Below are 24205 nucleotides of genomic sequence, written 5' to 3'. Positions count from 1 at the left end.
CATGACTCCCTCCTCCGCCTTGCGATGCACGGCACCAGACCCCGCTCCCTGGCCCGGCCTGATCGACAAGGCACCCCCTACGCTGGCGGGTATGCCCACGCTGATCCTCGTACGCCACGGACGCTCCACCGCCAACACCGCCGGAGTGCTCGCGGGCCGCACCCCCGGCGTCCTCCTCGACGAACGCGGCGCCGAACAGGCCGCGGCCCTGCCCGCGCGGCTTTCCGCCGTGGTCCCGGTCCTCGCCGTCAGCAGCCCCCTGGAGCGCTGCCGGCAGACGCTGCAGCCGCTCCTCGACGCCCGCCCCGGTCTGCCCCTGCACATCGAGGACCGCATCAGCGAGTGCGACTACGGCCACTGGTCGGGACGGAAGCTGGCCGAACTCGCCGACGAGCCGCTGATGTCCGTCGTCCAGCAGCACCCCTCCGCCGCGGCCTTCCCGGGCGGCGAGTCGATGCGCGCGATGCAGGCCCGCGCCGTTGACGCCGTACGCGACTGGAACGACCGGGTCGAGGCGGAGCACGGCGAGGACGCCACCTACGTCATGTGCTCGCACGGCGACATCATCAAGTCCCTCGTCGCCGACGCGTTGGGGATGCACCTGGACCTCTTCCAGCGCGTCCACGTCGACCCCTGTTCGGTCACCGCGATCCGCTACACCCGGCTGCGCCCCTTCCTCCTGAGGCTCGGCGACACCGGCGATCTCGCCTCCCTGGCCCCCCGTGAGCAGTCCGTCGGGGCGGACGCCGCCGCGTCCCCCGTGGACGACGGCTCGGCGGACGCGACGGTCGGGGGCGGCGCGGGCGCGCCGTGATCGCTCCGGGCAGTAGGGTGGACGCGCCGTAGCGCCGCCCAACCACCATCCAAGCTCAAGGGAGCAGGACGTGTCCCGTCAGGTGTTCCTCTACGATCCACCGGACCGATTCGTGGCCGGTACGGTCGGGCTGCCTGGCCGCCGTACGTTTTTCCTGCAGGCGTCCTCCCAGGGCCGGGTCACCAGCGTGGCCCTGGAGAAGACCCAGGTCACCGCTCTCGCCGAGCGGATCGACGAACTGCTCGACGAGGTCGTGCGCCGTACCGGGGGCAACTCCCCGGTGCCCGCCGTGGCCCCCACCGACGTCTCCGACACCGCGCCGCTCGACGTTCCCGTCGAGGAGGAGTTCCGGGTCGGCACCATGGCCCTGGCCTGGGACGGCGAGGAACAGCGCATGATCGTCGAGGCGCAGGCACTCGTCGAACTCGACGCCGACTCCGAGGACGACCTCGCGGAGGCCGAGGAGAAGCTCCTCCAGGACGAGGAGAACGGCCCGCCGATGCTCCGCGTCCGGCTCAGCGGCGCCCAGGCCCGCGCCTTCGCCAAGCGGGCCCTGGACGTCGTCAACGCCGGCCGCCCGCCGTGTCCGCTGTGCAGCCTGCCGCTCGACCCGGAAGGACACGTATGCCCGCGCCAGAACGGATACCGTCGCGGAGCCTGACGGACACCGAGCTGCTCACCCTGCTCACCGAGGGCACGATCACCGTCCTCGGACAGGTCGGCGGGGCGTCCAACGCGGTGCTGCACTGCACGGTGGCGTACGAGGGCGAGGAGCGCACCTGCGCGTACAAGCCGGTCGCGGGGGAGCAGCCGCTGTGGGACTTCCCCGACGGGACCCTCGCCCAGCGGGAGGTCGCCGCGTACGAGATCTCCCGGGCGACCGGCTGGGACCTCGTGCCGCCGACCGTGCTGCGGGAGGGGCCGTACGGGCAGGGCATGTGCCAGCTCTGGATCGACGGCCCCGGGTCCGCGGAGGACGCGCCCCCGTTGCTGGCGCTCGTCGAGGACGAGGAGCCCGGTGACGGTTGGAAGGCCGTGGGCTTCGCGGACGTGGGGGAGGGGAAGACCGCGCTGCTGGTGCACGCCGACGACGTCCGGCTGCGGCGGCTCGCCGTCCTGGACGCGGTGATCAACAACGGTGACCGCAAGGGCGGGCACCTGCTGCCCGCCCCCGGCGGACGGCTCTTCGGCATCGACCACGGGGTCACCTTCAACGCGGACGACAAGCTGCGGACCCTGCTCTGGGGCTGGGCGGGCGAGCCGTTGACCGAGGAGGCGCTGGCGGTGCTGGGCCGGCTCGCCGGTGAGCTGGCGCCGGGGACCGCCCTCGCCACCCGGATGGCCGAACTCATCACACCGGCCGAACTGGAGGCCCTGCGGGAGCGGGTCGCCGTCTTGGCCAAGAGCGCTGTGCACCCGCAGCCGAGCGGCCAGTGGCCGCCCATTCCCTGGCCGCCGGTGTAGGAGGTCCTCCGCGCCGGGGTCGGCTTCTACCGCCCGCCAGAGGTTTCACGCAAGAGGGCCTCTTCGGACAGGTTTCCGGAGCCGGTTCGTATCCGGAAGCATCGTCCGGTTACGCTCATGACATGCATGCCTGGCCCGCTTCTGAGGTCCCCGCCCTGCCTGGCAAGGGCCGCGACCTTCGGATCCACGACACCGCGACCGGCGGACGGATCACCCTTGACCCCGGTCCCGTCGCCCGCATCTATGTCTGCGGCATCACGCCGTACGACGCGACCCATATGGGTCATGCGGCGACCTACAACGCGTTCGACCTCGTTCAGCGCGTGTGGCTCGACACCAAGCGGCAGGTTCACTATGTCCAGAACGTGACCGACGTGGACGATCCGCTGCTGGAGCGGGCCGTGCGCGACGGTCAGGACTGGACCGAGCTCGCGGAGCGCGAGACGGCGCTCTTCCGCGAGGACATGACCGCCCTGCGGATGCTGCCCCCGCAGCACTACATCGGTGCGGTCGAGGCGATACCGGGCATCGTGCCCCTCGTCGAACGCCTCCGGGACGCGGGCGCCGCCTACGACCTGGACGGCGACGTCTACTTCTCCGTCGACGTCGACCCGCACTTCGGCGAGGTCTCCGGCCTCGACGCCGAGGCGATGCGGCTGCTCTCCGCCGAGCGCGGCGGCGACCCGGAGCGCCCCGGCAAGAAGAACCCCCTCGACCCGATGCTCTGGATGGCCGCCCGTCCGGGCGAGCCGAGCTGGGACGGGGCCTCCCTGGGCGAGGGCCGCCCGGGGTGGCACATCGAATGCGTCGCCATCGCGCTCGACCACCTCGGCATGGGCTTCGACATCCAGGGCGGCGGCTCCGACCTCGCCTTCCCGCACCACGAGATGGGCGCCTCCCACGCCCAGGCGCTGACCGGCGAGCACCCGTTCGCCAAGGCGTACGTCCACGCCGGAATGGTCGGCCTGGACGGCGAGAAGATGTCCAAATCGCGCGGCAACCTGGTCTTCGTCTCGACGCTGCGCCGCGACGGCGTGGACCCGGCGGCCCTCCGGCTCGCCCTGCTCTCCCGCCACTACCGCTCCGACTGGGAGTGGACCGACCAGGTGCTGGCCGACGCCGTCGAGCGCCTCGCGCGCTGGCGGGCCGCCGTCTCGCGCCCCGACGGGCCGTCCGCCGACGCGCTGGTCGAGGAGGTCCGTGAGGCCCTCGCGGACGACCTGGACAGCCCTTCGGCGCTCGCCGCGGTGGACCGCTGGGCCGCGCTCCAGGGTGCGGAGGGCGGCACGGACGAGGGTGCGCCCGGCGTCGTCTCGCGTACGGTCGACGCCCTGCTGGGGGTCGCACTGTAGGACGGAGCGCGGCTTCCGCCGTCCGATCCGATCATCCGGACCGGTCCCGGACTTCTCCACGAAGTTCGGGGCCGGTTCCTTTTTGTCCATGGTCACGTGCTCGAAGTTGCGCTAAAAGCTCACTATGCAAACATTAACGCGCATGAGAGTGGCAGCGGTTGCTGCGCTGCTCGGGCTGTCGGCGGTCCTCGCGGGGCCAGGCGGGGCCCACGCCGACGAGGCCCCGCCGGCGAGCACGGAGACCACCACGGTCGGGAACGTGACCGGATTCGGTGCGGACGGGGCGGTGTACCGGCTGACCGCCGGACAGGCCGAGGCCCGGGTCAGCTTCGTATCGGAGGAGACCTTCCGCATCGAGCTCGCCCCCGACGGGAAATTCACCGATCCCACCGGCGACGACATCGTCCTGCCGCAGGGCGAGCCGCCCCGCACCCGATGGAAGGACCGCGGCGACCGCTACGACCTGTCGACCGGCGAGGTCACCCTGCGGGCCTACAAGAAGCCGCTGCGCTTCGCCCTGCACCGGGCGGACGGCAGCCGCGTCTGGTCCGAGGCGAAGGGCCTGAGCTGGACCGGCGAGCAGACCGTCCAGACGCTCGCCCGGGGAGCGGGGGAGCAGTTCTACGGGGCCGGGATGCAGAACGGCCGAGGCAACACCTCCCACCGTGACAAGACCGTCGAGGTCGCCGTCGACTACAACTGGGACGACGGCGGCCACCCCAACTCCGTCCCGTTCTACCTCTCCTCGGCCGGCTACGGGGTCTTCCGCAACACCTACGCGCCCAACACCTACGCGTTCACCGACCCGGTGACCACCGGCGCGAAGGAACAGCGCTTCGACGCCTACTACTTCGCGGGCGAGGGGACCGACGCCGCCAAGGACGTCATCGGCCAGTACACCGACCTCACCGGCAAGCCCTTCCTGCCGCCCGTCTACGGCATGGAGATCGGCGACGCCGACTGCTACCTCCACAACGCCAACCGGGGCGAGCGCCGCACCCTGGACTCGCTGAAGGTCGCCGACGGCTACGTCGAGAACGACATGCCCAACGGCTGGATGCTCGTCAACGACGGCTACGGCTGCGGCTACGAGGACCTGGAGGAGACCGCCCAGGGACTGAAGGACCGCAACATGGCACTGGGGCTGTGGACCGAGGACGGCATCGAGAACCTCGCCGCCCAGGTGAAGGCCGGACAGCGGGTCGCCAAACTGGACGTCGCCTGGGTCGGCGAGGGCTACAAGTTCGCCCTCGACGGCTGCAAGGACGCCTACCGGGGCATCGAGGACAACAGCGACGCCCGAGGATTCACCTGGGCCCCCGAGAGCTGGGCGGGCGCGCAGCGCTGCGGAGTCCAGTGGTCCGGCGACCAGTCCGGCACCTGGGAGTACATCCGCTGGCAGATCCCCACCTACGCGGGCGCCACGATGTCCGGCCTCGCCTACACCACCGGTGACGTCGACGGGATCTTCGGCGGCAGCGCCAAGACGTACACCCGCGACCTCCAGTGGAAGATGTTCCTCGGCACCACGATGACCATGGACGGCTGGGCCGCCACGGACAAGCAGCCCTGGCGCCACGGGGAGCCGTACACCTCGATCAACCGCGACTACCTCAAGCTCAAGGAGTCGCTGCTCCCCTACCAGTACTCCTACGCCCACGAGGCCACCAAGACCGGCGTCGGCATGGTCCGCCCGCTGGTCCTCGAATACCCGGACGACCCGAAGGCGTCGACGGAGGCCGCGAAGTACGAATTCCTCTCCGGCGAGCATTTCCTCGTCGCACCCGTCTACCAGGACACCACCGAGCGCAAGGACATCTACCTCCCCGAGGGCACCTGGATCGACTACTGGAGCGGCCGCACCTACGAGGGCCCCACCACCATCGACACCTACAACGCCCCGCTCGACACCCTGCCGCTCTTCGTGAAGGCGGGCGCGGCCGTCCCGATGTGGCCGGGCATCCGCTCCTACCGCGACCGCACCGCCGACTCCCCGCTGGCCTGGGACGTCTACCCGCAGGGCGACACCTCCTTCACCCTGTACGAGGACGACGGCGTCACCCGGCAGCACCGGGACGGCGCGTACGCCACCCAGCGCGCCGACGTCCGGGCCCCCGAGCGCGGCGCCGGCGACGTCTCCGTCACGATCAACGCGAGCCGGGGGAGCTTCACCGGCCAGCAGACCGAGCGGCCCTACGAGTTCACCGTCCACACCGGCTCCGAGCCGCGCGAGGTGAAGCTGGACCGGACGCTGCCCCGCCTCACCTCGAAGAGCGCGTACGAGAAGGCCCGGCAGGGCTGGTGGTACGACCGCGACGACCGGGGCGGCGTGGTGCACGTGAGGACCGCGCCCCTGAGCACCGCCGAGAAGTTCACGGTGAAGCTGCTGGGCACCAGCGCAGTCGGCGGCAAGAAGGCCTCGGCGGCCGCCTCCCTCACCGCCCCCACGGGCCAGGAGGCCGGAGCGGGCACGCCCGGCACGGTCCAGGTCGACGTGACGGCGGGCAGCTCCGCCCTCACCGACACCACGGTCTCCCTCCGGGTCCCCGAGGGCTGGAAGGCCGTCACGGCGAAGGTCCCCGGGCGGATCCCGGCGGGCGCCACCCGCCGGGTCGAGGTGGCGGTCACCCCCGCCGGGGACGCCGGGGTGCGCGAGACCACGCTGACGGCCCTCGCCCGCTACCGGGCCGCCGGCGACGACCGCACGAGTCAGCAGCGGCTCGCGGTCTCCGTCATGCCCCCGCCGCCCGAGGGGGAGGCCTGGGCGAGCGACCTCGTCTGGCTCTCCGAGACCAACGGCTACGGCCCGGCCGAACGCGACCGGTCCAACGGGGAGTCGGGCGCGAGCGACGGGAAGACGCTGACGCTCGCGGGAACGACGTACGAGAAGGGCATCGGCACCCACGCGGACTCCGGCATCGCCATCCATCTCGGCGGCCGCTGCACCGCGTTCACCGCCGATGTCGGGATCGACGACGAGATCAACGGCTACGGGGAGGTCGCGTTCTCCGTGGAGGGCGACGGCAAGGTGCTGTGGACCTCTCCGAAGCTGACCGGCGCATCGGCGACCCTGCCGGTGGACGTGAAGCTCGACGGCGTACGCCAGGTGCGGCTGAAGGTCACCGACACCAACGGGTCCAAGACGGGGGACCATGGCGACTGGGCCGCGGCGAGGTTCCACTGCGCCTGAGCCGTACCCGGACACACCAACGGGGCGCCGCACGGGATCGTCTCCCGTGCGGCGCCCCGCGGTTCGCTCCCGTCGTGCGGTCAGCCCTGGTCGGGAGTGTCCCCGGAGCCTTCGCCGGGGTCGTCCCCCGGCGCTTCGTCAGGACCCTTGGCCCCCTTGTCGTCGGGGGCCTTGCCCCGCCCCGTCTCCGGACGCGGCGGCTTCGGAGGGCGGGTGCGGCCGCCGGCGGGATCGCGCAGATACGGCACGTCCCCGCTCTCCGTCGCATGACCGCCCGGCCCCTGCCCGGGGCCGCCGTCCCGCCGGCGCAGATAGCGCTCGAACTCCCGGGCGATTGCCTCGCCGGACGCCTCGGGAAGCTCCGCGGTGTCCCGCGCCTCCTCCAGCGTCTGCACGTACTCGGCGACCTCGCTGTCCTCCGAGGCCAACTGGTCCACACCGAGCTGCCAGGCCCGTGCGTCCTCGGGCAGTTCGCCCAGCGGGATGCGCAGCCCGATCAGGTCCTCAAGACGGTTCAGCAGGGCCAGCGTCGCCTTGGGGTTCGGCGGCTGCGACACATAGTGCGGGACCGCCGCCCACAGGCTGACCGCGGGCACCCCGGCGTGCGTGCACGCCTCCTGGAGGACCCCGACGATGCCCGTGGGGCCCTCGTACCGCGTCTCCTCCAGGTCCATCGTCCGCGCCAGATCCGCGTCCGAGGTGACCCCGCTCACCGGCACCGGCCGGGTGTGCGGGGTGTCGCCGAGCAACGCGCCCAGGATGACGACCATTTCGACGCCCAGCTCATGGGCGAAGCCCAGGATCTCGTTGCAGAACGACCGCCAGCGCATCGACGGTTCGATGCCGCGCACCAGGACCAGGTCCCGCGGCTTCTCCCCGCCGACCCGCACCACGGACAGCCGCGTCGTCGGCCAGGTGATCTTCCGCGTCCCGCCGTCCAGCCACACCGTGGGCCGGTTGACCTGGAAGTCGTAGTAGTCCTCGGCGTCCAGCGCCGCGAACACCTCGCCCTTCCACTCCCGGTCCAGATGACCGACCGCTGTGGAGGCGGCGTCCCCGGCGTCGTTCCAGCCTTCGAACGCGGCCACCATGACCGGGTCGATCAGCTCGGGCACCGACTCGAGCTCGATCACCCGGGCCTCCTTCCGATGTCTCCATACGTACGGAGCAACCTTACGGCTTCCGGGGCCCCCTGCCGCAGCCCTCTTGCACGGCCGGGTGAACCCTGCCACCGCGAGTGGATCATCGGGCGGATCAGTGCATCATGCCCCCCGACTCGGTGCGTCATGCCCCCACGACATCGGTGCGTCACGCCCCACGACACGGCGGCCGGCCGCTCCGCGCCGGTAGCGCGGCGAGCCGGCTCCGCGTCAGCGCCGTCGCGGGGACGGCGCCTCCCGCCGCACCACCGGCGCGATCTCCTCCGCGAACCGCTGGAGCGTCTCCAACTGCTCGGGCCGGTCCAGCCCGAAACCGTCCACGGTGATCGACTGGAGGTCGTGGCGGTAGACCTCGTGCCAGCCGAGGATCTTGTCGATGATCTGCTGCGGGCTGCCGATCAGCTGCGGGCCGCCCTCGATCGCCTCCTCGATCGTGCGGAACGGCGTGTTGTAGCCGGCCTTGCCCGCCAGATGCGGTTTGAAGGTCTGCCGCACCCGCGCCTCGTACAGGTCCTTGTACCGCGCCACCGCAGCCTGCGAGCTGTCGGCGATGAGCAGTCCGCCCGATCCTGCCGCCACCTCGGCGTCCGCGGGATCGTGCCCGTACGCCTCGAACCGCTCCCGGTAGTGGGCGATGAGCCTGGCGTACGCCTCGCGCGGCTGGATGGCGTTCGCGGTGAACAGCGGATCGCCGTGCTTGGCCGCCAGCTCGGGGGAGTTGAGGCTGGTCGCCGAGCCGTGCCAGACGCGCGGCACGCCCGCGTACGGGCGCGGCACCGTCGTCACGTTCTTCAACGGCGGCCGGAACTCGCCCTCCCAGTCGACGCCCTCCTCGCTCCACAGCCTCCGCAGCAGCTCGTACTTCTCCTTCTGGAGGTCCCACTGCCGTGCCTCGTCGAGCCCGAACAGGTCGAAGTGGCCCGCCTCCGCGCCCTTGCCGATGACCAGTTCGAGCCGGCCCCGGGATATCTGGTCGAGCGTCGCGAAGTCCTCCGCCACCCGGACCGGGTCGAGGATCGCGACCACGGTCACCCCGGTGAGCAGCCGGATGGTGCTCGTACGGGCCGCGATCGCGCCCAGCACCACGTTCGGACTGGAGGAGAGGAAGGCCCCGGCGTGCCGTTCGCCGACGGAGTAGGCGTCGAAGCCGAGCCGCTCCGCCACCGCGGCCGTGTCGATCACTTCCTCGAACCGGTCGGCGGCCGGGAGGAGTTCACCGGTGAGCGGGTGCGGCTCGTGGCCGATCAGGGAGAGCACGGAGAATCTCATGAACTCCACTGTCCCTGCGGCACGTTGCGGGCGTATGGCGGGAGTGTGGCGCGTGCGCCGGGGAGCTCGCGCACGCCGACGGGGGCGGCTCCCGCGGGAAGCCGCCCCCGTCGCTCGTCCACGGCGGACCCGTGGGGAACGGGTCAGTCCCGGTCGGCCAGCAGCTTCTCGACGCCGTCGCGGACGTCGTCCGTCGCCAGGCCCCGGATCGTCAGCGTGGTCCGGCGGCGCAGCACGTCGTCCGCCGTCTCGGCCCACTCGTGGTCCCGGGCGTAGGCGACCTGGGCCCAGATCTCCGGGGCGTCCGGGTGGACGCGCTCGGCCAGTTCCGGGCTCTCGTTCGCCAGGCGGGCGATGTCGAAGGCGAGCGAGCCGTAGTGCGTGGCCAGGTGCCGGGCGGTGTCCGGCGCCATCCGGGGGCCGGGCGTCCCGCCGTCGATCAGCAGCCGGTGCGCCACCGCGTTCGGGTTGGCGATACCGGGCAGCGGCAGCTTCCTCGGCAGCCGGTTCATCGGCTCCATGTCCTCGGCCAGCGGGTGCCCCGGCAGGGCGGCCAGCTTGTTCATCACGGTGCGGCCGATGTGGCGGAACGTCGTCCACTTGCCGCCGGCGACCGACAGCATGCCGCCGCGGCCCTCCGTCACGACCGTCTCGCGCTTGGCCTTGGACGTGTCGCCGGGGCCGCCGGGCAGCACCCGCAGACCCGCGAAGGAGTACGTGATCAGATCGCGCGACAGCTGCTGGTCCTTGATCGAGAACGCCGCCTCGTCGAGGATCTGCGCGGTGTCCGCCTCGGTCACCGCGACATCGGCCGGGTCGCCCTCGTACTCCTCGTCCGTCGTGCCGAGGAGCAGCATGTCCTCCCACGGCAGGGCGAACGTGATCCGGTACTTGTCGATCGGGGTGGCCAGCGCCGCCCGCCACGGGCGGGTCCGCTTGAGGACCAGGTGCGCGCCCTTGGACAGCCGGATGGAGGGGGCCGCGTTCGGGTCCTCCATCTTCCGCAGGTGGTCGACCCAGGGGCCGGTGGCGTTCAGCACGAGCCGGGCGGTGACGCCGAACTCGGTGCCGTCCGCGCTGTCCTTCAGGTCGGCGCCGGTGACCCGGCCCCGGGTGAAGCGCAGCCCGGTGACGGCCGCGTGGTTCAGGACGACCGCGCCCGCGTCGACGGCCGCGCGGACCGTCATCAGGGCCATACGGGCGTCGTTCATCTGGTCGTCGCCGTAGACCGCGACGGCCTTCAGGTTGTCGGTGCGCAGCTCGGGGACGTCGCGCTGCGCCTTGGCCGGGCTGATCACATGGCCGACGCCGTCGCCGAACGCGGAGAGCGCGGAGTAGGCGAAGACGCCCGCGCCGAGCTTGGCCGCGCCGTGCGGGCCGCCCTTGTAGACCGGCAGGTAGAAGGTGAGCGGGTTGGCCAGGTGCGGGGCCACCTCGCGGGAGACCGCGCGGCGCTCGAAGTGGTTCTCCGCGACCAGCTTGACCGCACCGGTCTGGAGGTAGCGCAGACCGCCGTGGAGAAGCTTGGAGGAGGCGGAGGAGGTGGCGCCGGCGAAGTCGCCGGCGTCCACCAGAGCCACCCGCAGCCCGGACTGCGCGGCATGCCAGGCGGTGGAGATGCCCAGGATGCCGCCGCCGATGACCAGGAGGTCGTACGTGGCCCGGGACAGCTGCTCCCGGGTCTCGGCGCGGCTCGGCAGCGAGCCGGAGGCCGGGTGCGTTCCGAGGGCGGGAACGCTCTGCAGGGTGGTCATGGTGATGCTCCTCGTCAGCTTTCTTCGTCCTCGATCCAGCCCATGGTCCGTTCGACGGCCTTGAGCCAGCTCTTGTACTCGCGGGCACGGGTGTCCGCGTCCATGCGGGGTGTCCACTCGGCGGCCCGGCGCCAGTTGGCGCGCAGCGCGTCGGTGTCCGGCCAGAAGCCGACGGCGAGACCGGCGGCGTAGGCGGCGCCGAGGCAGGTGGTCTCGGCGACCATGGGGCGCACCACGGGCGCGTCCAGGAAGTCGGCGAGCGTCTGCATCAGCAGGTTGTTGGACGTCATGCCGCCGTCGACCTTGAGCGCGGTCAGCTCGACGCCGGAGTCCTTCGTCATGGCGTCGCTGATCTCGCGGGTCTGCCAGGCGGTGGCCTCCAGGACGGCACGGGCGATGTGCGCCTTGGTGACGTAGCGGGTGAGACCGGTGATCACCCCGCGGGCGTCGGGACGCCAGTAGGGGGCGAAGAGACCGGAGAAGGCGGGCACGAAGTACGCGCCGCCGTTGTCCTCGACCGAGGAGGCCAGCGTCTCGATCTCGGCGGCCGACTTGATCAGGCCCATCTGGTCGCGCATCCACTGCACCAGCGAGCCGGTGACCGCGATGGAGCCCTCCAGCGCGTACACCGGGGGCTGGTCGCCGATCTGGTAGCCGACGGTGGTGAGCAGCCCGTTGTACGAGTTCACCGGGGTGGAGCCGGTGTTCATCAGCATGAAGGTGCCGGTGCCGTACGTGGACTTGGCCTCGCCCTCGGCGAAACAGGTCTGGCCGAAGAGCGCCGCCTGCTGGTCGCCGAGCGCGGAGGCGACCGGGATGCCGTCGAGGATGCCGCCCTTGGCGTGGCCGTAGACCTCGGCGGAGGAGCGGATCTCGGGGAGCACCGCAGCCGGGATGCCGATGGAGTGGAGGATCTTCTCGTCCCACGCCATGGTGTGCAGGTTCATCAGGAGGGTGCGCGAGGCGTTGGTGACGTCGGTGACATGCACCCCGCCGTCGGTGCCGCCGGTCAGGTTCCAGATGACCCAGGAGTCCATGGTGCCGAAGAGGATGTCGCCGGCCTCGGCGCGCTCGCGCAGCCCCTCGACGTTGTCGAGCAGCCAGCGGACCTTGGGGCCGGCGAAGTACGAGGCGAGCGGCAGCCCGGTCTCGCGGCGGAACCGGTCCTGGCCCACGTTGCGGCCGAGCTCCTTGCAGAGCGCGTCGGTGCGGGTGTCCTGCCAGACCAGCGCATTGTGCACCGGCTCGCCGGTGTTCTTGTCCCACATCAGCGTGGTCTCGCGCTGGTTGGTGATGCCGATCGCCTTGACGTCGGCGGAGGTGATGCCGGCCTTGACGATGGCCCCGGCGACGACCTCCTGGACGTTCTCCCAGATCTCGGTCGCGTCGTGCTCGACCCAGCCCGGCTTCGGGAAGATCTGCTCGTGCTCCTTCTGGTCGACGGAGACGATCCGGCCGTCCTTGTCGAAGACGATGCAGCGGCTGGAGGTGGTGCCCTGGTCGATGGCCGCGATGAACGGCCCGGTGCCGTGGGTGCCGGTGGTGTGTGCGTCGGTCACGGTGTGCTCCCGGAAGTCTGTGAAATGAAGAGGTACGGCTCGGACTAGGCGAAGGCGAGGTTGTAGAGCCCGCCGGCGAGTGCGCCGCCGACGAGCGGACCCACGATGGGTACCCACGCGTAGCCCCAGTCCGAACCACCCTTGTTCGGCAGCGGCAGCAGGGAGTGCACGATGCGCGGACCGAGGTCGCGGACCGGGTTGATGGCGTAGCCGGTCGGGCCGCCGAGCGAGAGGCCGATACCGACGACGACCAGGGCGGTGATCAGTGCGCCGAGCGTGCCGAGGCCGGTGCCGTCGCCGTTCAGGCCCTGGGTCAGGATCGCCAGGACCAGCACGGCGGTGGCGATGATCTCGGTGATGACGTTCTGCACGCCGTTGCGGATCTCCGGACCGGTGGAGAAGATCCCGAGGACCGGGCCCGCCTTCGGGGCGGCGGTCTGGTCGACCATGCCCTCGTCGGTGGACTTGGTCCCGACGATCTCCGGGTCGGTGAGGTGGGCGTGGAACTGGCCGTAGTAGACCGCCCAGACCAGCAGGGCGCCGATCATCGCGCCGAGCAGCTGCGAGCCGAGGTAGAGGGGAACGTCGCCCCACGCGGTGCCGCCCTCGATGGCGAGGCCGACCGTGACCGCGGGATTGAGGTGGGCGCCCGATACGCCGCCGGCGAGATAGGCGCCGGTCAGCACGGCGAAACCCCACCCGAAGGTGATGGCCAGCCAGCCCGCGTTCCGGGCCTTCGAGCTCTTCAGCGTGACGGCGGCACAGACACCGCCGCCGAGCAGGATGAGTACGGCGGTACCTATGGTCTCGCCGATGAAAATGTCGGAGCTGGACACCCGCGACTCCTTTGTCCTTCGTCCAGGGGAGAGCGAAGCACCGGTCCCGCCGGTGTTCCGCGCCCCAGATGGGTATCCACGAAGCGTGGGCAGCCCACCTGTAAGGGCTTGACCGGCCCTTGGCACTGTCACACCCTAACGCGTATTGCCGTTAGGCGTTCGACAATGCCGACCGTTGAACGGCAGTGTTTCCCCCGAGTGAAGGAAGCGTCAAGGGTTCTGTGGTCCACGACTCGGTGCGCGACGCGATCGTTACCGCGACGGGCGCGTCCGGGCCGGGGCGCGCCGGGGCGTGAGCGGGCGACCGCCCGGCGCCGGGCGGCCGCGGCGGGCACGGGTGGTGTACGGGGCGGGGGAGGGGCCGACGGTGCAGCGAGCGAGCGGGCGGGGCGGGCCGTGCGGGCCGTCAGAAGCGGCCGGCGCCCAGATCCCGGGAGACCGCGCGGGCGCAGTCGCGTACGGCCGCGATCAGCTCGGGGCGCAGCGTCCCGCCCGGGGCCACCCGTTCCACCGCGCCGGTCACGGCCACCGCCCCGACGGGCATCCTGCGCCGGTCGTGGATCGGGGCGGCCACCGCGGCCACGCCCTCCCAGGTCTCCTCCGCGTCGGCGGCCCAGCCCTGGGCCCGGATCAGGTCGAGCATCGACTCGAAGGCGTCGGCGGCGGTGACGGTGCGCCCGGTGAAGGAGCGGCGCTCCGCCTCCATGACCTCGCTGTGGGCCACCGGGTCGTACGCGGACAGCACCTTGCCCAGCGCCGTGGAGTGCAGCGGCTGCATGGCCCCGACCTCCAGCACCTGGCGGCTGTCGTCGGGCCGGAAGACGTGGTGGACGATCAGCACGCCGTGCTGGTGCAGCACTCCGAGGTGGACGCTCTCGCCGCTGGAGCGGGCCAGGTCGTCCGTCCAGACGAGGGCGCGCGCCCGCAGCTCGTGGACGTCCAGATAGCTGTTGCCCAGCCGCAGCAGCTCCGCGCCCAGCTGGTAGCGCCCCGACGCCGCGTCCTGCTCGACGAAGCCCTCCAGCTGGAGCGTGCGCAGAATGCCGTGCGCGGTGCCCTTGGCCAGCCCCAGCGAGGAGGCGATGTCGGAGAGCCCGAGCCGGCGCTCGCCGCCCGCCAGCAGACGCAGCATCGCGGCCGCCCGCTCCAGCGACTGGATGTTCTTGGCCATCGCGCCGTACTCCTCCACCTCGGTTCGACAATGCTGAACACTATCGGTCGATGCCGACCTTCGTCGGACTCCGGGGGAAAGTCTCCGCCACCGGACCGCCCGTGCCGCACCCGCACAGCATGCAGTCCGTCCCATGGACGCACCTACGGTCCCGGGCGGCGTCCGGCTACGCTGGCGAGGTGCGCCTTCCCCAAGAAGGACGCAAAGCCGACAGCCGTCGCATCCCTGGGAGATCATCCATGGCCTCGTTGCCGACATCCGCCGCCGACAGCCGGACCCGCGCAGACGCACTCCGAGAGGCACTCGCCACCCGTGTGGTGGTGGCCGACGGGGCGATGGGCACCATGCTCCAGGCACAGGACCCCACGCTGGAGGACTTCGAGAACCTCGAAGGCTGCAACGAGATCCTGAACATCACCCGGCCCGACATCGTGCGCTCGGTCCACGAGGAGTACTTCGCGGTCGGCGTCGACTGCGTCGAGACCAACACCTTCGGCGCGAACCACTCCGCCGCGAACGAGTACGAGATCGCCGACCGGATCGTCGAGCTCTCCGAGTCCGGCGCCCGGATCGCCCGCGAGGTCGCGGACGAGTTCGCGGCGAAGGACGGACGCCAGCGCTGGGTCCTCGGCTCGATCGGCCCCGGCACCAAGCTGCCCTCGCTCGGCCACATCACCTACGACGTCCTGCGCGACGGCTACCAGAAGAACGCCGAGGGCCTCCTCGCGGGCGGCTCCGACGCCCTGATCGTCGAGACCACCCAGGACCTGCTGCAGACCAAGTCCAGCATCATCGGAGCGCGCCGGGCGATGGACGCCCTCGGCGTCCACGTGCCGCTGATCTGCTCCCTCGCCTTCGAGACGACCGGCGTCATGCTGCTGGGCTCCGAGATCGGCGCCGCCCTGACGGCCCTGGAGCCGCTGGGCATCGACCTGATCGGCCTGAACTGCTCGACCGGCCCGGACGAGATGAGCGAGCACCTGCGCTACCTCGCCCGCCACTCCCGTACGCCCCTGATGTGCATGCCCAACGCCGGCCTGCCCGTCCTCACCAAGGACGGCGCGCACTTCCCGCTCGGCCCCGACGGTCTCGCCGACTCCCAGGAGAACTTCGTCCGGGACTACGGCCTCTCCCTCATCGGCGGCTGCTGCGGTACGACTCCGGAGCACCTGCGGGCCGTCGTCGAGCGCACCCGGGGGCTCACGCCGACCGAGCGGGACCCGCGCCCCGAGCCCGGCGCGGCCTCGCTCTACCAGACCATCCCCTTCCGGCAGGACACCGCCTACCTGGCGATCGGGGAGCGCACCAACGCCAACGGCTCCAAGAAGTTCCGCGAGGCCATGCTGGAGGCCCGCTGGGACGACTGCGTGGAGATGGCCCGCGACCAGATCCGCGAGGGCGCGCACATGCTCGACCTCTGCGTCGACTACGTGGGCCGTGACGGCGTCGCCGACATGGCGGAGCTGGCCGGCCGCTTCGCGACCGCCTCCACCCTCCCGATCGTGCTGGACTCCACCGAGCTGCCCGTCCTGCGCGCCGGCCTGGAGAAGCTCGGCGGCCGGGCCGTGCTGAACTCGGTCAACTACGAGGACGGCGACGGCCCCGAGTCCCGCTTCGCGCAGGTCAGCGCCCTGGCCTCCGAGCACGGCGCCGCGCTGATCGCCCTGACGATCGACGAGGAGGGGCAGGCCCGCACGATCGAGCACAAGGTCGCCATCGCCGAGCGGCTGATCGAGGACCTCACCACCAACTGGGGCATCCACGAGTCCGACATCCTCATCGACACCCTGACCTTCACCATCTGCACCGGCCAGGAGGAGTCCCGGGGCGACGGCATCGCCACCATCGGGGCGATCCGTGAGCTGAAGAAGCGCCACCCGGACGTCCAGACCACGCTGGGCCTCTCCAACATCTCCTTCGGCCTGAACCCGGCCGCCCGGGTCGTGCTGAACTCCGTCTTCCTCGACGAGTGCGTCAAGGCGGGCCTGGACTCCGCGATCGTGCACGCCTCCAAGATCCTGCCGATCGCCCGGCTGGAGGAGGAGCAGGTCAAGGTCGCCCTCGACCTGATCTACGACCGCCGCGCCGAGGGCTACGACCCCCTCCAGAAGCTCATGGAGCTCTTCGAGGGCGTCAACATGAAGTCGATGAAGGCGGGCAAGGCCGAGGAGCTGATGGCCCTCCCGCTGGACGAGCGCCTCCAGCGCCGCATCATCGACGGCGAGAAGAACGGCCTGGAGGCCGACCTCGACGAGGCCCTCCAGGACACCCCGGCCCTCGACATCGTCAACAACACGCTGCTGGAAGGCATGAAGGTGGTCGGCGAGCTGTTCGGCTCCGGCCAGATGCAGCTGCCGTTCGTCCTCCAGTCGGCCGAGGTCATGAAGAGCGCGGTGGCCCATCTGGAGCCGCACATGGAGAAGACCGACGACGACGGCAAGGGCACCATCGTGCTCGCCACCGTCCGCGGCGACGTCCACGACATCGGCAAGAACCTCGTCGACATCATCCTCTCCAACAACGGCTACAACGTCGTCAACCTCGGCATCAAGCAGCCCGTCTCCGCGATCCTGGAAGCCGCCGAGGAGCACCGCGCCGACGTGATCGGCATGTCCGGCCTCCTGGTGAAGTCGACGGTGATCATGAAGGAGAACCTCCAGGAGCTCAACCAGCGCAAGATGGCCGCCGACTTCCCGGTGATCCTCGGTGGCGCCGCGCTGACCCGGGCCTACGTCGAACAGGACCTGCACGAGATCTACGAGGGCGAGGTCCGCTACGCCCGGGACGCTTTCGAGGGCCTGCGCCTCATGGACGCGCTCATCGGCGTCAAGCGCGGAGTGCCCGGTGCGGCCCTGCCCGAACTGAAGCAGCGCCGGGTCCCCAAGAAGGATGTGGCCGTGCTGGAGGTCGAGGAGCCCGAGGGCTCGGTGCGCTCGGACGTCTCCATCACCAACCCCATTCCCGAGCCGCCGTTCCGGGGCACCCGCGTCATCAAGGGCATCCCGCTCAAGGACTACGCCTCCTGGCTCGACGAGGGCGCGCTGTTCAAGGGCCAGTGGGGCCTCAAGCAGGCCCGGACCGGCGACGGACCGACGTACGAGGAGCTGGTGGAGACCGAGGGACGCCCGCACCTGCGCGGCTGGCTCGACCACCTCCAGTCCAACAACCTCCTGGAAGCGGCCGTCGTCTACGGCTACTTCCCCTGCGTCTCCAAGGGCGACGACCTGGTCCTCCTCAACGACGACGGCTCCGAGCGCACCCGCTTCACCTTCCCGCGCCAGCGCCGGGGCCGCCGCCTCTGCCTCGCCGACTTCTTCCGCCCCGAGGAGTCCGGCGAGATCGACGTCATCGGCCTCCAGATCGTCACGGTCGGCTCCCGGATCGGCGAGGCCACCGCCGAGCTGTTCGCCGCCAACTCCTACCGCGACTACCTGGAGCTGCACGGGCTGTCCGTCCAGCTCGCCGAGGCGCTCGCCGAGTACTGGCACGCCCGGGTCCGCAGCGAGCTCGGCTTCGCGGGCGAGGACCCGGCGGACGTCGAGGACATGTTCGCGCTGAAGTACCGAGGCGCGCGGTTCTCGCTCGGTTACGGGGCGTGCCCGGACCTGGAGGACCGGGCGAAGATCGCCGACCTCCTGCAGCCGGAGCGGATCGGCGTGCACCTCTCCGAGGAGTTCCAGCTCCACCCGGAACAGTCCACCGACGCCATCGTCATCCACCACCCCGAGGCGAAGTACTTCAACGCGCGGTAGCCCGGTGTTTCCGCCGCGGCCTCGCGCCCTTCGCGCACCGCGGCCGGACACGTCGTACACTGGTCGGTCCAGTGCAGGCCGGTCGCCCTCCCGTTTTTCCGGGAATGGCGGCCGGCCTTCTCGTCCCTTACGGAAGGTGTGCCGGATGACCAGTACGGTCCCCGCGTCCTTGACCCGCACGGCCGAAGGCGCCGCCCTGCAGGCGGTCCTTCTCGACATGGACGGAACCCTGGTCGATACCGAGGGCTTCTGGTGGGACGTCGAGAAGGAGGTCTTCGCCGGACTCGGGCACCGGCTGGACGAGTCCTGGCGGGACGTGGTCGTCGGCGGTCCGATGACCCGCAGCGCCGGCTACCTCATCGACGTCACCGGCGCCGACATCCGGCTGGAGGAGCTGACCGTGCTGCTCAACGACGGGTTCGAGAAGCGCATCGAGCGCGGGGTGCCGCTGATGCCGGGGGCCGAGCGGCTGCTCGCCGAGCTCGCCGCGTACGAGGTGCCCACCGCGCTCGTCTCCGCCTCCCACCGCCGGATCATCGACCGGGTGCTGGAATCGGTGGGCCGCCACCACTTCGCGCTCACCGTCGCCGGGGACGAGGTCACCCGGACCAAGCCCCACCCCGAGCCCTACCTCACCGCGGCCGCGGGCTTCGGCGCCGACCCCTGGCGCTGCGCGGTCATCGAGGACACCGCGACCGGCGTGGCCGCCGCCGAGGCCGCCGGCTGCCGGGTCGTCGCCGTGCCGTCCGTCGCCCCGATCGCGCCCGCGGCCGGACGCGTGGTCGTCGGCTCCCTCGAAGAGGTCGACCTCGCCTTCCTGCGCAAGCTCATCACCCAAGCGGGCGGAACGGGCTGACCCGCACCGGGCGCGCACCCGACCGGCCGCGCACTTGTGAACGAACAGCGGATTTTCTGCTTGTCCCCGTGTGCGTTCCGGCAACGTTCCATGGATGTGGATCAGCTGCGGGGTGCATATGTGAAGAGGCCTGACGGGTGACCTTCCTCACCCGCAGGCCCTCGACGGGCCGCCGGGATCGGGTGAGCTGTCCGCAATGGTGGATGTATGTCGCCCCCTCCAGTCGCCCGGGGAGCGGGAGCCGCCCGCTGGACGGTCGGGCGGGCCACCCGCGGCTACTAGCTTTGATTCCTCACCTGCCGGGATGAGGGAGAACGTCCAGATGAACCGCAAGACCCTGGTGCTGCCGGCCGTCGTCGGCCTGCTCGCCCCCGTGCTCGCCGCCTGCGGCAGCACGGACAGCGGCGCCGGTGGCAAGGGAGCCATCGTCGTCGGCACCACGGATCAGCTCGTGGCCTCCGAGGAGAACCCCGCGCCGCTCGACCCGGCCATCGGCTACGAAGCGGGCGTCTGGAACGTCCTGCGGCAGACCGTGCAGACCCTGACCACGGTGCCCAACGGCGGCGGCGAGCCGGTGCCCGAGGCCGCCCGCAGCTGCACCTTCACCGACACCGCGAACGAGAGCTACCGCTGCACCCTGCGGGCGGGCCTCACGTTCGCCGACGGGACGCCCGTCACCGCCGAGGACGTGAAGCACTCCATCCAGCGCGTCATCGACATCGACGCGGACAGCGGACCGGTCGGACTGCTCGCCAACATCGACATGATCGAGACCAAGGGCGACGACCAGGTGATCTTCCACCTGAACACGCCCGACGCGACCTTCCCGTACAAGCTCGCCACCCCCGCCGCCGGCATCGTCCCGAAGGCGCAGTACCCGGCGAAGGAGGGACGCGCCGGCTTCCAGGTGAACGGCTCCGGCCCGTACACCATGAAGCCGCAGGTCGAGGACGGCCGGGTCGTCAAGATCGCCTTCGACAGGAACCCCTCGTACAAGGGTGAGCTGAAGGTCCTCAACGACCACGTCGAGATGGACCTCTTCCCCGACGCCGGGGCCATGGGCAAGGCGCTCGACGACGAGAAGATCCACCTGATGACCCGGGCGATGTCACCCCAGCAGGCCCGCGACATGCTCGTGGAGCCGAAGGAGGGCATCGAGCTCACCGAGCTGCCCGGCCTGGCCATCAGCTACGTCGGGTTCAACACCAAGGACCCCGTGGTCAACAAGTCCGTCCGGCAGGCCATGGCGCAGATCGTCGACCGGGGCGAGATCGCGGGCAAGGTGTACGGCACCACCGCCGAACCGCTCTACTCGCTGATCCCGTCCAGCATCGCCGGACACACCAACGCCTTCTTCAACAAGTACGGCGAGCCCAGCACCGCCAAGGCCGCGGCGATCCTCCGCGGCGCCGGGATCAAGACGCCGGTGAAGTTCACCCTGCACTACACCAGCGACCACTACGGTCCGGCCACCGCCGAGGAGTTCAAGGCGATCCAGCAGCAGCTGAACCGCTCGGGCCTCTTCGACGTCTCCGTCCAGGGCGAGGAGTGGTCGAAGTACCGCCCCGAGCAGAAGCGCGGCGACTACGCGGCCTACGGCATGGGCTGGTTCCCCGACTTCCCGGACCCGGACAACTACACCGCGCCCTTCCTGGACGAGAACAACTTCCTCAACTCGCCCTACCGGTCGCGCGAGGCGCAGAGGGTCCTCATCCCGGAGTCCCGCCGCGAGACCGACCGCACGGCCGCCGCCGCCACCTACGAGAAGCTCCAGGACATCGTCGCCGACGATGTGCCGGTGCTGCCGATCTGGCAGGGCAAGCAGTACGTGGCCTCCCGCGACGGGATCGCCGGGGTGGAGCGGTCCGTCAGCGCCACCTCCGAGCTTCAGCTCTGGGAGCTCAACCGGCCCAACGTCTGAGACCTGACCGGAAAGCCGTCCGGCCCGTCCCCCTCCTGTTCCGAGGAGGGGGACGGGCCGGACGGCTTCTCCGTGTGCGTGGGCGGGCCGCTACTGCGCGCCGGGGCGCACCAGCCCGCTCTCGTACGCGTACACCGCGGCCTGCACCCGGTCCCGCAGGCCCAACTTCGTGAGCACATGACCCACATGCGTCTTGACCGTCGTCTCGCTGACGAACAGATCCGCCGCGATCTCCGCGTTCGACAGGCCCCGCGCCACCAGCTTCAGCACCTCGACCTCACGGTCCGTCAGCGTGTGCAGGGCGTCCGGCACCGGGTCCTCGCCGGACGGCAGATGATCCGCGTACTTGTCCAGCAACCGTCGCGTGATGCTCGGCGCGAGCATCGCCTCGCCCGCCGCCACCACCCGGATCGCCTGCACCAGCTCGGCCGCCGGAGCGTCCTTCAGCAGGAAGCCGCTCGCCCCCGCACGCAGCGCCTCCACCACGTACTCGTCGAGATCGAAAGTGGTCAGCACCAGCACCTTCGCCGGGCCGTCCTTCCCGGGGCCGGTGATCTGACGGGTCGCCTCCACCCCGTCCATCCGCGGCATCCGGATGTCCATCAGCACCACATCGGGCTGCAGCGCCCGCACCTGATCGATGGCCTGCAGACCGTCACCGGCCTCACCGACCACCGCCAGATCGCCTTCGGCCTCCAGAATCATCCGGAAACCGGTGCGCAGCAGAGGCTGGTCATCGACCAGAAGGACGCGGATCGCCACAGGAACTCCTTAAGGGCCCTCAAGGGCCACGGCACGGCCGGCCTCGGCCTGGACCGGTCCCATTCTGCCCTGGCCATCCTCACCCGAAGCCGCAGGGCGGACCGACAGCGGGTATACCGGGGGAGTCCCGCCGAATTCCGGACACACCGCCTGGTGGTCGCACCAGCCGCACAGCTTCGTCGGCCGGGGCCGCCAGTCACCGGTCTCCGTCGCCAGCGAGATCGCGTCCCACAGCGCCAGCAGCTTGCGCTCCACCCGCTCCAGGTCCGCCACCACCGGGTCGTACGTCAGCACGTCCCCGCTGCCCAGGTAGACCAGCTGGAGGCGGCGCGGCACGACGCCCTTCAGCCGCCAGATCACCAGCGCGTAGAACGTCATCTGGAACAGCGGACCCTCGGAATACTCCGGCCGGGGCGCCTTCCCCGTCTTGTAGTCGACGATCCGGACCTCGCCGCTCGGCGCGACGTCCACCCGGTCGATCACCCCGCGCAGCCGCAGCCCCGACTCCAGCTCCGTCTCGACGAACAGCTCGCGCTCCGCCGGCTCCAGACGCGTCGGGTCCTCCAGCGAGAACCACCGGTCCACCAGCCGCTCCGCCTCACCCAGCCAGCGCGTCAGGCGCTCGCCCTCGACGTCCCCGGCGAACAGCCCGGCCAGCTCCGGCTTCGACTCCAGCAGCCGGTCCCACTGGCCGGGAATCAGCGCCCGCGCCCGAGGCGCCGTCCGGTCGGCAGCCGGGGCGTCGAAGAGCCGCTCCAGCACCGCATGGACCAGCGTGCCGCGGGTAGCCGCCTCGCTGGGCTTCTCCGGCAGCTTGTCGATGACCCGGAAGCGGTAGAGCAAGGGACACTGCATGAAATCGCTCGCCCGCGACGGCGACAGGGACGAAGGCGGCTGGGGCGGCCGCGGCACGGAAGTCATGTCTCCAGACCCTACGGCCCGCCACTGACAGCGAGCGGCATACCATCGACGGCAGACCCTCGCACACTGCATGATCGTGGCAAACGCCACTCACCGAACCGAAGGGACCCCGTGGACGACAGCGGCGACAGCGGGCGGCCGCAGCCCGGCGCAGGGGGAACGGCCCCCGGCACCGATCCCGACAACGGCAAGCCGAAACGCCCCGCCGAGCCGGGCGGCGGTCTGCTCATGGGCCGGCCCTTCGGCGTGCCCGTCTACGTCGCCCCCAGCTGGTTCGTCGTCGCCGCGCTGATCACCTGGGTGTTCGGCGGCCAGCTCGACCGCGTGCTGCCCGAGCTGGGCGCCGCCCGCTACCTCGTCGCCCTGTTCTTCGCCATCGCCTTCTACGCCTCCGTGCTCGTCCACGAACTGGCCCACACGGTCGCCGCACTGCGCTACAAGCTCCCGGTCCGCCGCATCCAGCTCCAGTTCTTCGGTGGCGTCTCGGAGATCGAGAAGGAGAGCGAGACGCCCGGCCGCGAGTTCGTCCTCGCCTTCGTCGGACCGCTCCTGTCCCTGGTCCTGGGCGGCGTCTTCTACGGCGCGATGCAGTTCGTCGAGCCCGGCACGGTCCCCGGCGTCCTGCTCGCGGGCCTGATGATCTCCAACCTCATCGTGGCCGCCTTCAACCTGCTGCCCGGCCTGCCCCTGGACGGCGGCCGGATGCTCCGCGCCGTCGTCTGGAAGATCACCGGCAAGCCCATGAGCGGCACCATCGCCGCCGCCTGGGTCGGCCGGGGCCTCGCCGTCGTCGTCCTCGTCGGACTGCCGCTGCTCACCCACACCGGAGCGCTGGGCGGAACCGCCCAGGACATCGGCGGGGTCGAGACCGTCATGGACGCGCTCCTCGCCGCGATCCTCGCCGGCATCATCTGGACCGGCGCCGGGAACAGCCTGCGCATGGCCCGCCTCCGCGAGCACCTGCCCGACCTCCGGGCCCGCACCCTGACCCGCCGCGCCGTCCCCGTCGAGTCCGCCACCCCGCTCTCCGAAGCGCTGCGCCGGGCCAACGAGGCGGGCGCCCGCGCCCTGGTCGTCGTCGACGGACAGGGCAACCCCAAGGGCGTCGTCCGCGAGGCCGCCATCGTCGGCGTCCCCGAGCACCGCCGCCCCTGGGTCGCCGTCAGCGGCCTCGCCCAGGACCTCACCGACGGCATGAGGATCCCCGCGGAACTGGCCGGCGAAGCCCTCCTGGACCGGCTCAAGGCCACCCCCGCCACCGAATACCTGGTCGTCGAGGAGACCGGCGAGATCTACGGAGTCCTCTCCACCGCCGACGTGGAGCGCGCCTTCGTCAAGGCCATGGCCCGCCCCGGCGCCTGAGCACCCGGCCGCGGGCCCGTCACCGCACCGGCCGGGCGGTCGGAGGGCCCGGAATCACCGGT

17 protein-coding genes are annotated in these 24205 nt (G+C 71.1%); 9 read left to right on the top strand and 8 right to left on the bottom strand.

Features of this window, described 5'->3' with window-relative positions; translation table 11 throughout:
• Positions 1-91: 91 nt before the first annotated feature.
• The 5 genes from IE272_RS17910 to IE272_RS17890 all read left to right on the top strand — a co-directional run bounded on the left by IE272_RS17910 (position 92) and on the right by IE272_RS17890 (position 6820).
• The gene (locus IE272_RS17910) at positions 92-814 is read left to right on the top strand and encodes a histidine phosphatase family protein (protein WP_056703081.1); all 723 of its coding nucleotides are present in this window, start codon (positions 92-94) and stop codon (positions 812-814) included.
• 70 nt (positions 815-884) lie between these two features.
• Complete coding sequence (locus IE272_RS17905) at positions 885-1475, top strand: DUF3090 domain-containing protein (protein WP_032793426.1); 591 nt, start codon at positions 885-887, stop codon at positions 1473-1475.
• The gene (locus tag IE272_RS17900; RefSeq protein WP_057661748.1) at positions 1439-2278 is read left to right on the top strand and encodes an SCO1664 family protein; all 840 of its coding nucleotides are present in this window, start codon (positions 1439-1441) and stop codon (positions 2276-2278) included. Before IE272_RS17905 ends, IE272_RS17900 begins: the two co-directional genes overlap by 37 nt.
• 122 nt (positions 2279-2400) lie before the next feature.
• The gene (mshC, locus tag IE272_RS17895) at positions 2401-3630 is read left to right on the top strand and encodes a cysteine--1-D-myo-inosityl 2-amino-2-deoxy-alpha-D-glucopyranoside ligase (protein WP_050359498.1); all 1230 of its coding nucleotides are present in this window, start codon (positions 2401-2403) and stop codon (positions 3628-3630) included.
• Positions 3631-3754: 124 nt separating this feature from the next.
• On the top strand, positions 3755-6820 hold the full coding sequence (locus tag IE272_RS17890) for an NPCBM/NEW2 domain-containing protein (protein WP_190007258.1): 3066 nt from the start codon (positions 3755-3757) through the stop codon (positions 6818-6820).
• 80 nt (positions 6821-6900) lie between these two features.
• On the opposite strand, the gene IE272_RS17885 is transcribed toward IE272_RS17890, so the two are convergent.
• From IE272_RS17885 to IE272_RS17860, 6 genes are all read right to left on the bottom strand, one after another.
• Positions 6901-7953 carry a PAC2 family protein gene (locus tag IE272_RS17885; RefSeq protein WP_050359496.1) on the bottom strand — a complete coding sequence of 351 codons (1053 nt, stop codon included), beginning with the start codon at positions 7951-7953 and terminating at the stop codon, positions 6901-6903.
• Between the two features lie 237 nt (positions 7954-8190).
• Positions 8191-9249 carry an LLM class flavin-dependent oxidoreductase gene (locus IE272_RS17880; protein WP_190007257.1) on the bottom strand — a complete coding sequence of 353 codons (1059 nt, stop codon included), beginning with the start codon at positions 9247-9249 and terminating at the stop codon, positions 8191-8193.
• A 143-nt stretch (positions 9250-9392) separates the two neighbouring features.
• A complete protein-coding gene (locus IE272_RS17875) occupies positions 9393-11003 on the bottom strand; it encodes a glycerol-3-phosphate dehydrogenase/oxidase (RefSeq protein ID WP_050359495.1) in 1611 nt (536 codons plus the stop codon).
• Between the two features lie 14 nt (positions 11004-11017).
• Positions 11018-12562, bottom strand: a complete 1545-nt coding sequence (glpK, locus tag IE272_RS17870) for a glycerol kinase GlpK (RefSeq protein ID WP_007455803.1) — start codon at positions 12560-12562, stop codon at positions 11018-11020.
• Positions 12563-12606: 44 nt separating this feature from the next.
• Positions 12607-13398 (bottom strand): MIP/aquaporin family protein, encoded by a 792-nt coding sequence (locus tag IE272_RS17865; RefSeq protein WP_007455801.1) that lies wholly within the window; start codon positions 13396-13398, stop codon positions 12607-12609.
• Positions 13399-13804: 406 nt separating this feature from the next.
• Positions 13805-14569 (bottom strand): IclR family transcriptional regulator, encoded by a 765-nt coding sequence (locus IE272_RS17860; RefSeq protein ID WP_032752890.1) that lies wholly within the window; start codon positions 14567-14569, stop codon positions 13805-13807.
• A gap of 239 nt (positions 14570-14808) precedes the next feature.
• On the opposite strand from IE272_RS17860, the gene metH reads away from it, so the two are divergent.
• The 3 genes from metH (at position 14809) to IE272_RS17845 (ending at position 21098) form a co-directional block, all read left to right on the top strand.
• Positions 14809-18321: a methionine synthase gene (gene metH, locus IE272_RS17855; RefSeq protein WP_050359494.1), complete on the top strand. Its 3513-nt coding sequence runs from the start codon at positions 14809-14811 to the stop codon at positions 18319-18321.
• Positions 18322-18466: 145 nt separating this feature from the next.
• Positions 18467-19177, top strand: coding sequence for an HAD family hydrolase (locus IE272_RS17850; RefSeq protein ID WP_050359493.1), 711 nt, complete (start codon positions 18467-18469; stop codon positions 19175-19177).
• A gap of 322 nt (positions 19178-19499) precedes the next feature.
• Positions 19500-21098, top strand: a complete 1599-nt coding sequence (locus IE272_RS17845; protein WP_050359492.1) for an ABC transporter substrate-binding protein — start codon at positions 19500-19502, stop codon at positions 21096-21098.
• Positions 21099-21188: 90 nt separating this feature from the next.
• Here IE272_RS17845 and IE272_RS17840 read toward each other — a convergent pair whose 3' ends face one another.
• Together IE272_RS17840 and IE272_RS17835 are read right to left on the bottom strand one after the other, a co-directional pair.
• Complete coding sequence (locus tag IE272_RS17840) at positions 21189-21860, bottom strand: response regulator (RefSeq protein WP_003970158.1); 672 nt, start codon at positions 21858-21860, stop codon at positions 21189-21191.
• 9 nt (positions 21861-21869) lie between these two features.
• Positions 21870-22715: a RecB family exonuclease gene (locus tag IE272_RS17835; protein WP_229897335.1), complete on the bottom strand. Its 846-nt coding sequence runs from the start codon at positions 22713-22715 to the stop codon at positions 21870-21872.
• A gap of 177 nt (positions 22716-22892) precedes the next feature.
• Between IE272_RS17835 and IE272_RS17830 the strand changes: the two genes are divergently transcribed.
• Entirely contained in the window at positions 22893-24143 is a 1251-nt protein-coding gene (locus IE272_RS17830; protein WP_050359491.1) for a site-2 protease family protein, read from the top strand.
• The last annotated feature ends 62 nt before the right edge of the window (positions 24144-24205 follow it).

The organism is Streptomyces anulatus (assembly GCF_014650675.1).
In the GTDB taxonomy this organism is placed as follows: domain Bacteria; phylum Actinomycetota; class Actinomycetes; order Streptomycetales; family Streptomycetaceae; genus Streptomyces; species Streptomyces anulatus.
Note: the sequence above shows the minus strand (reverse complement) of the source record. Positions and strands in the feature narration are given on the sequence as shown.

Excerpts from the sequence above, each read along its gene's own strand:
- IE272_RS17910 (WP_056703081.1), top strand. The coding sequence starts at position 92 with ATGCCCACGCTGATCCTCGTACGCCACGGACGCTCCACCGCCAACACC.
- IE272_RS17900 (WP_057661748.1), top strand. The coding sequence starts at position 1,439 with ATGCCCGCGCCAGAACGGATACCGTCGCGGAGCCTGACGGACACCGAG.
- mshC (WP_050359498.1), top strand. The coding sequence starts at position 2,401 with ATGCATGCCTGGCCCGCTTCTGAGGTCCCCGCCCTGCCTGGCAAGGGC.
- IE272_RS17890 (WP_190007258.1), top strand. The coding sequence starts at position 3,755 with ATGCAAACATTAACGCGCATGAGAGTGGCAGCGGTTGCTGCGCTGCTC.
- IE272_RS17880 (WP_190007257.1), bottom strand. The coding sequence starts at position 9,249 with ATGAGATTCTCCGTGCTCTCCCTGATCGGCCACGAGCCGCACCCGCTC.
- IE272_RS17875 (WP_050359495.1), bottom strand. The coding sequence starts at position 11,003 with ATGACCACCCTGCAGAGCGTTCCCGCCCTCGGAACGCACCCGGCCTCC.
- IE272_RS17860 (WP_032752890.1), bottom strand. The coding sequence starts at position 14,569 with ATGGCCAAGAACATCCAGTCGCTGGAGCGGGCGGCCGCGATGCTGCGT.
- metH (WP_050359494.1), top strand. The coding sequence starts at position 14,809 with ATGGCCTCGTTGCCGACATCCGCCGCCGACAGCCGGACCCGCGCAGAC.
- IE272_RS17850 (WP_050359493.1), top strand. The coding sequence starts at position 18,467 with ATGACCAGTACGGTCCCCGCGTCCTTGACCCGCACGGCCGAAGGCGCC.
- IE272_RS17845 (WP_050359492.1), top strand. The coding sequence starts at position 19,500 with ATGAACCGCAAGACCCTGGTGCTGCCGGCCGTCGTCGGCCTGCTCGCC.
- IE272_RS17835 (WP_229897335.1), bottom strand. The coding sequence starts at position 22,715 with ATGCAGTGTCCCTTGCTCTACCGCTTCCGGGTCATCGACAAGCTGCCG.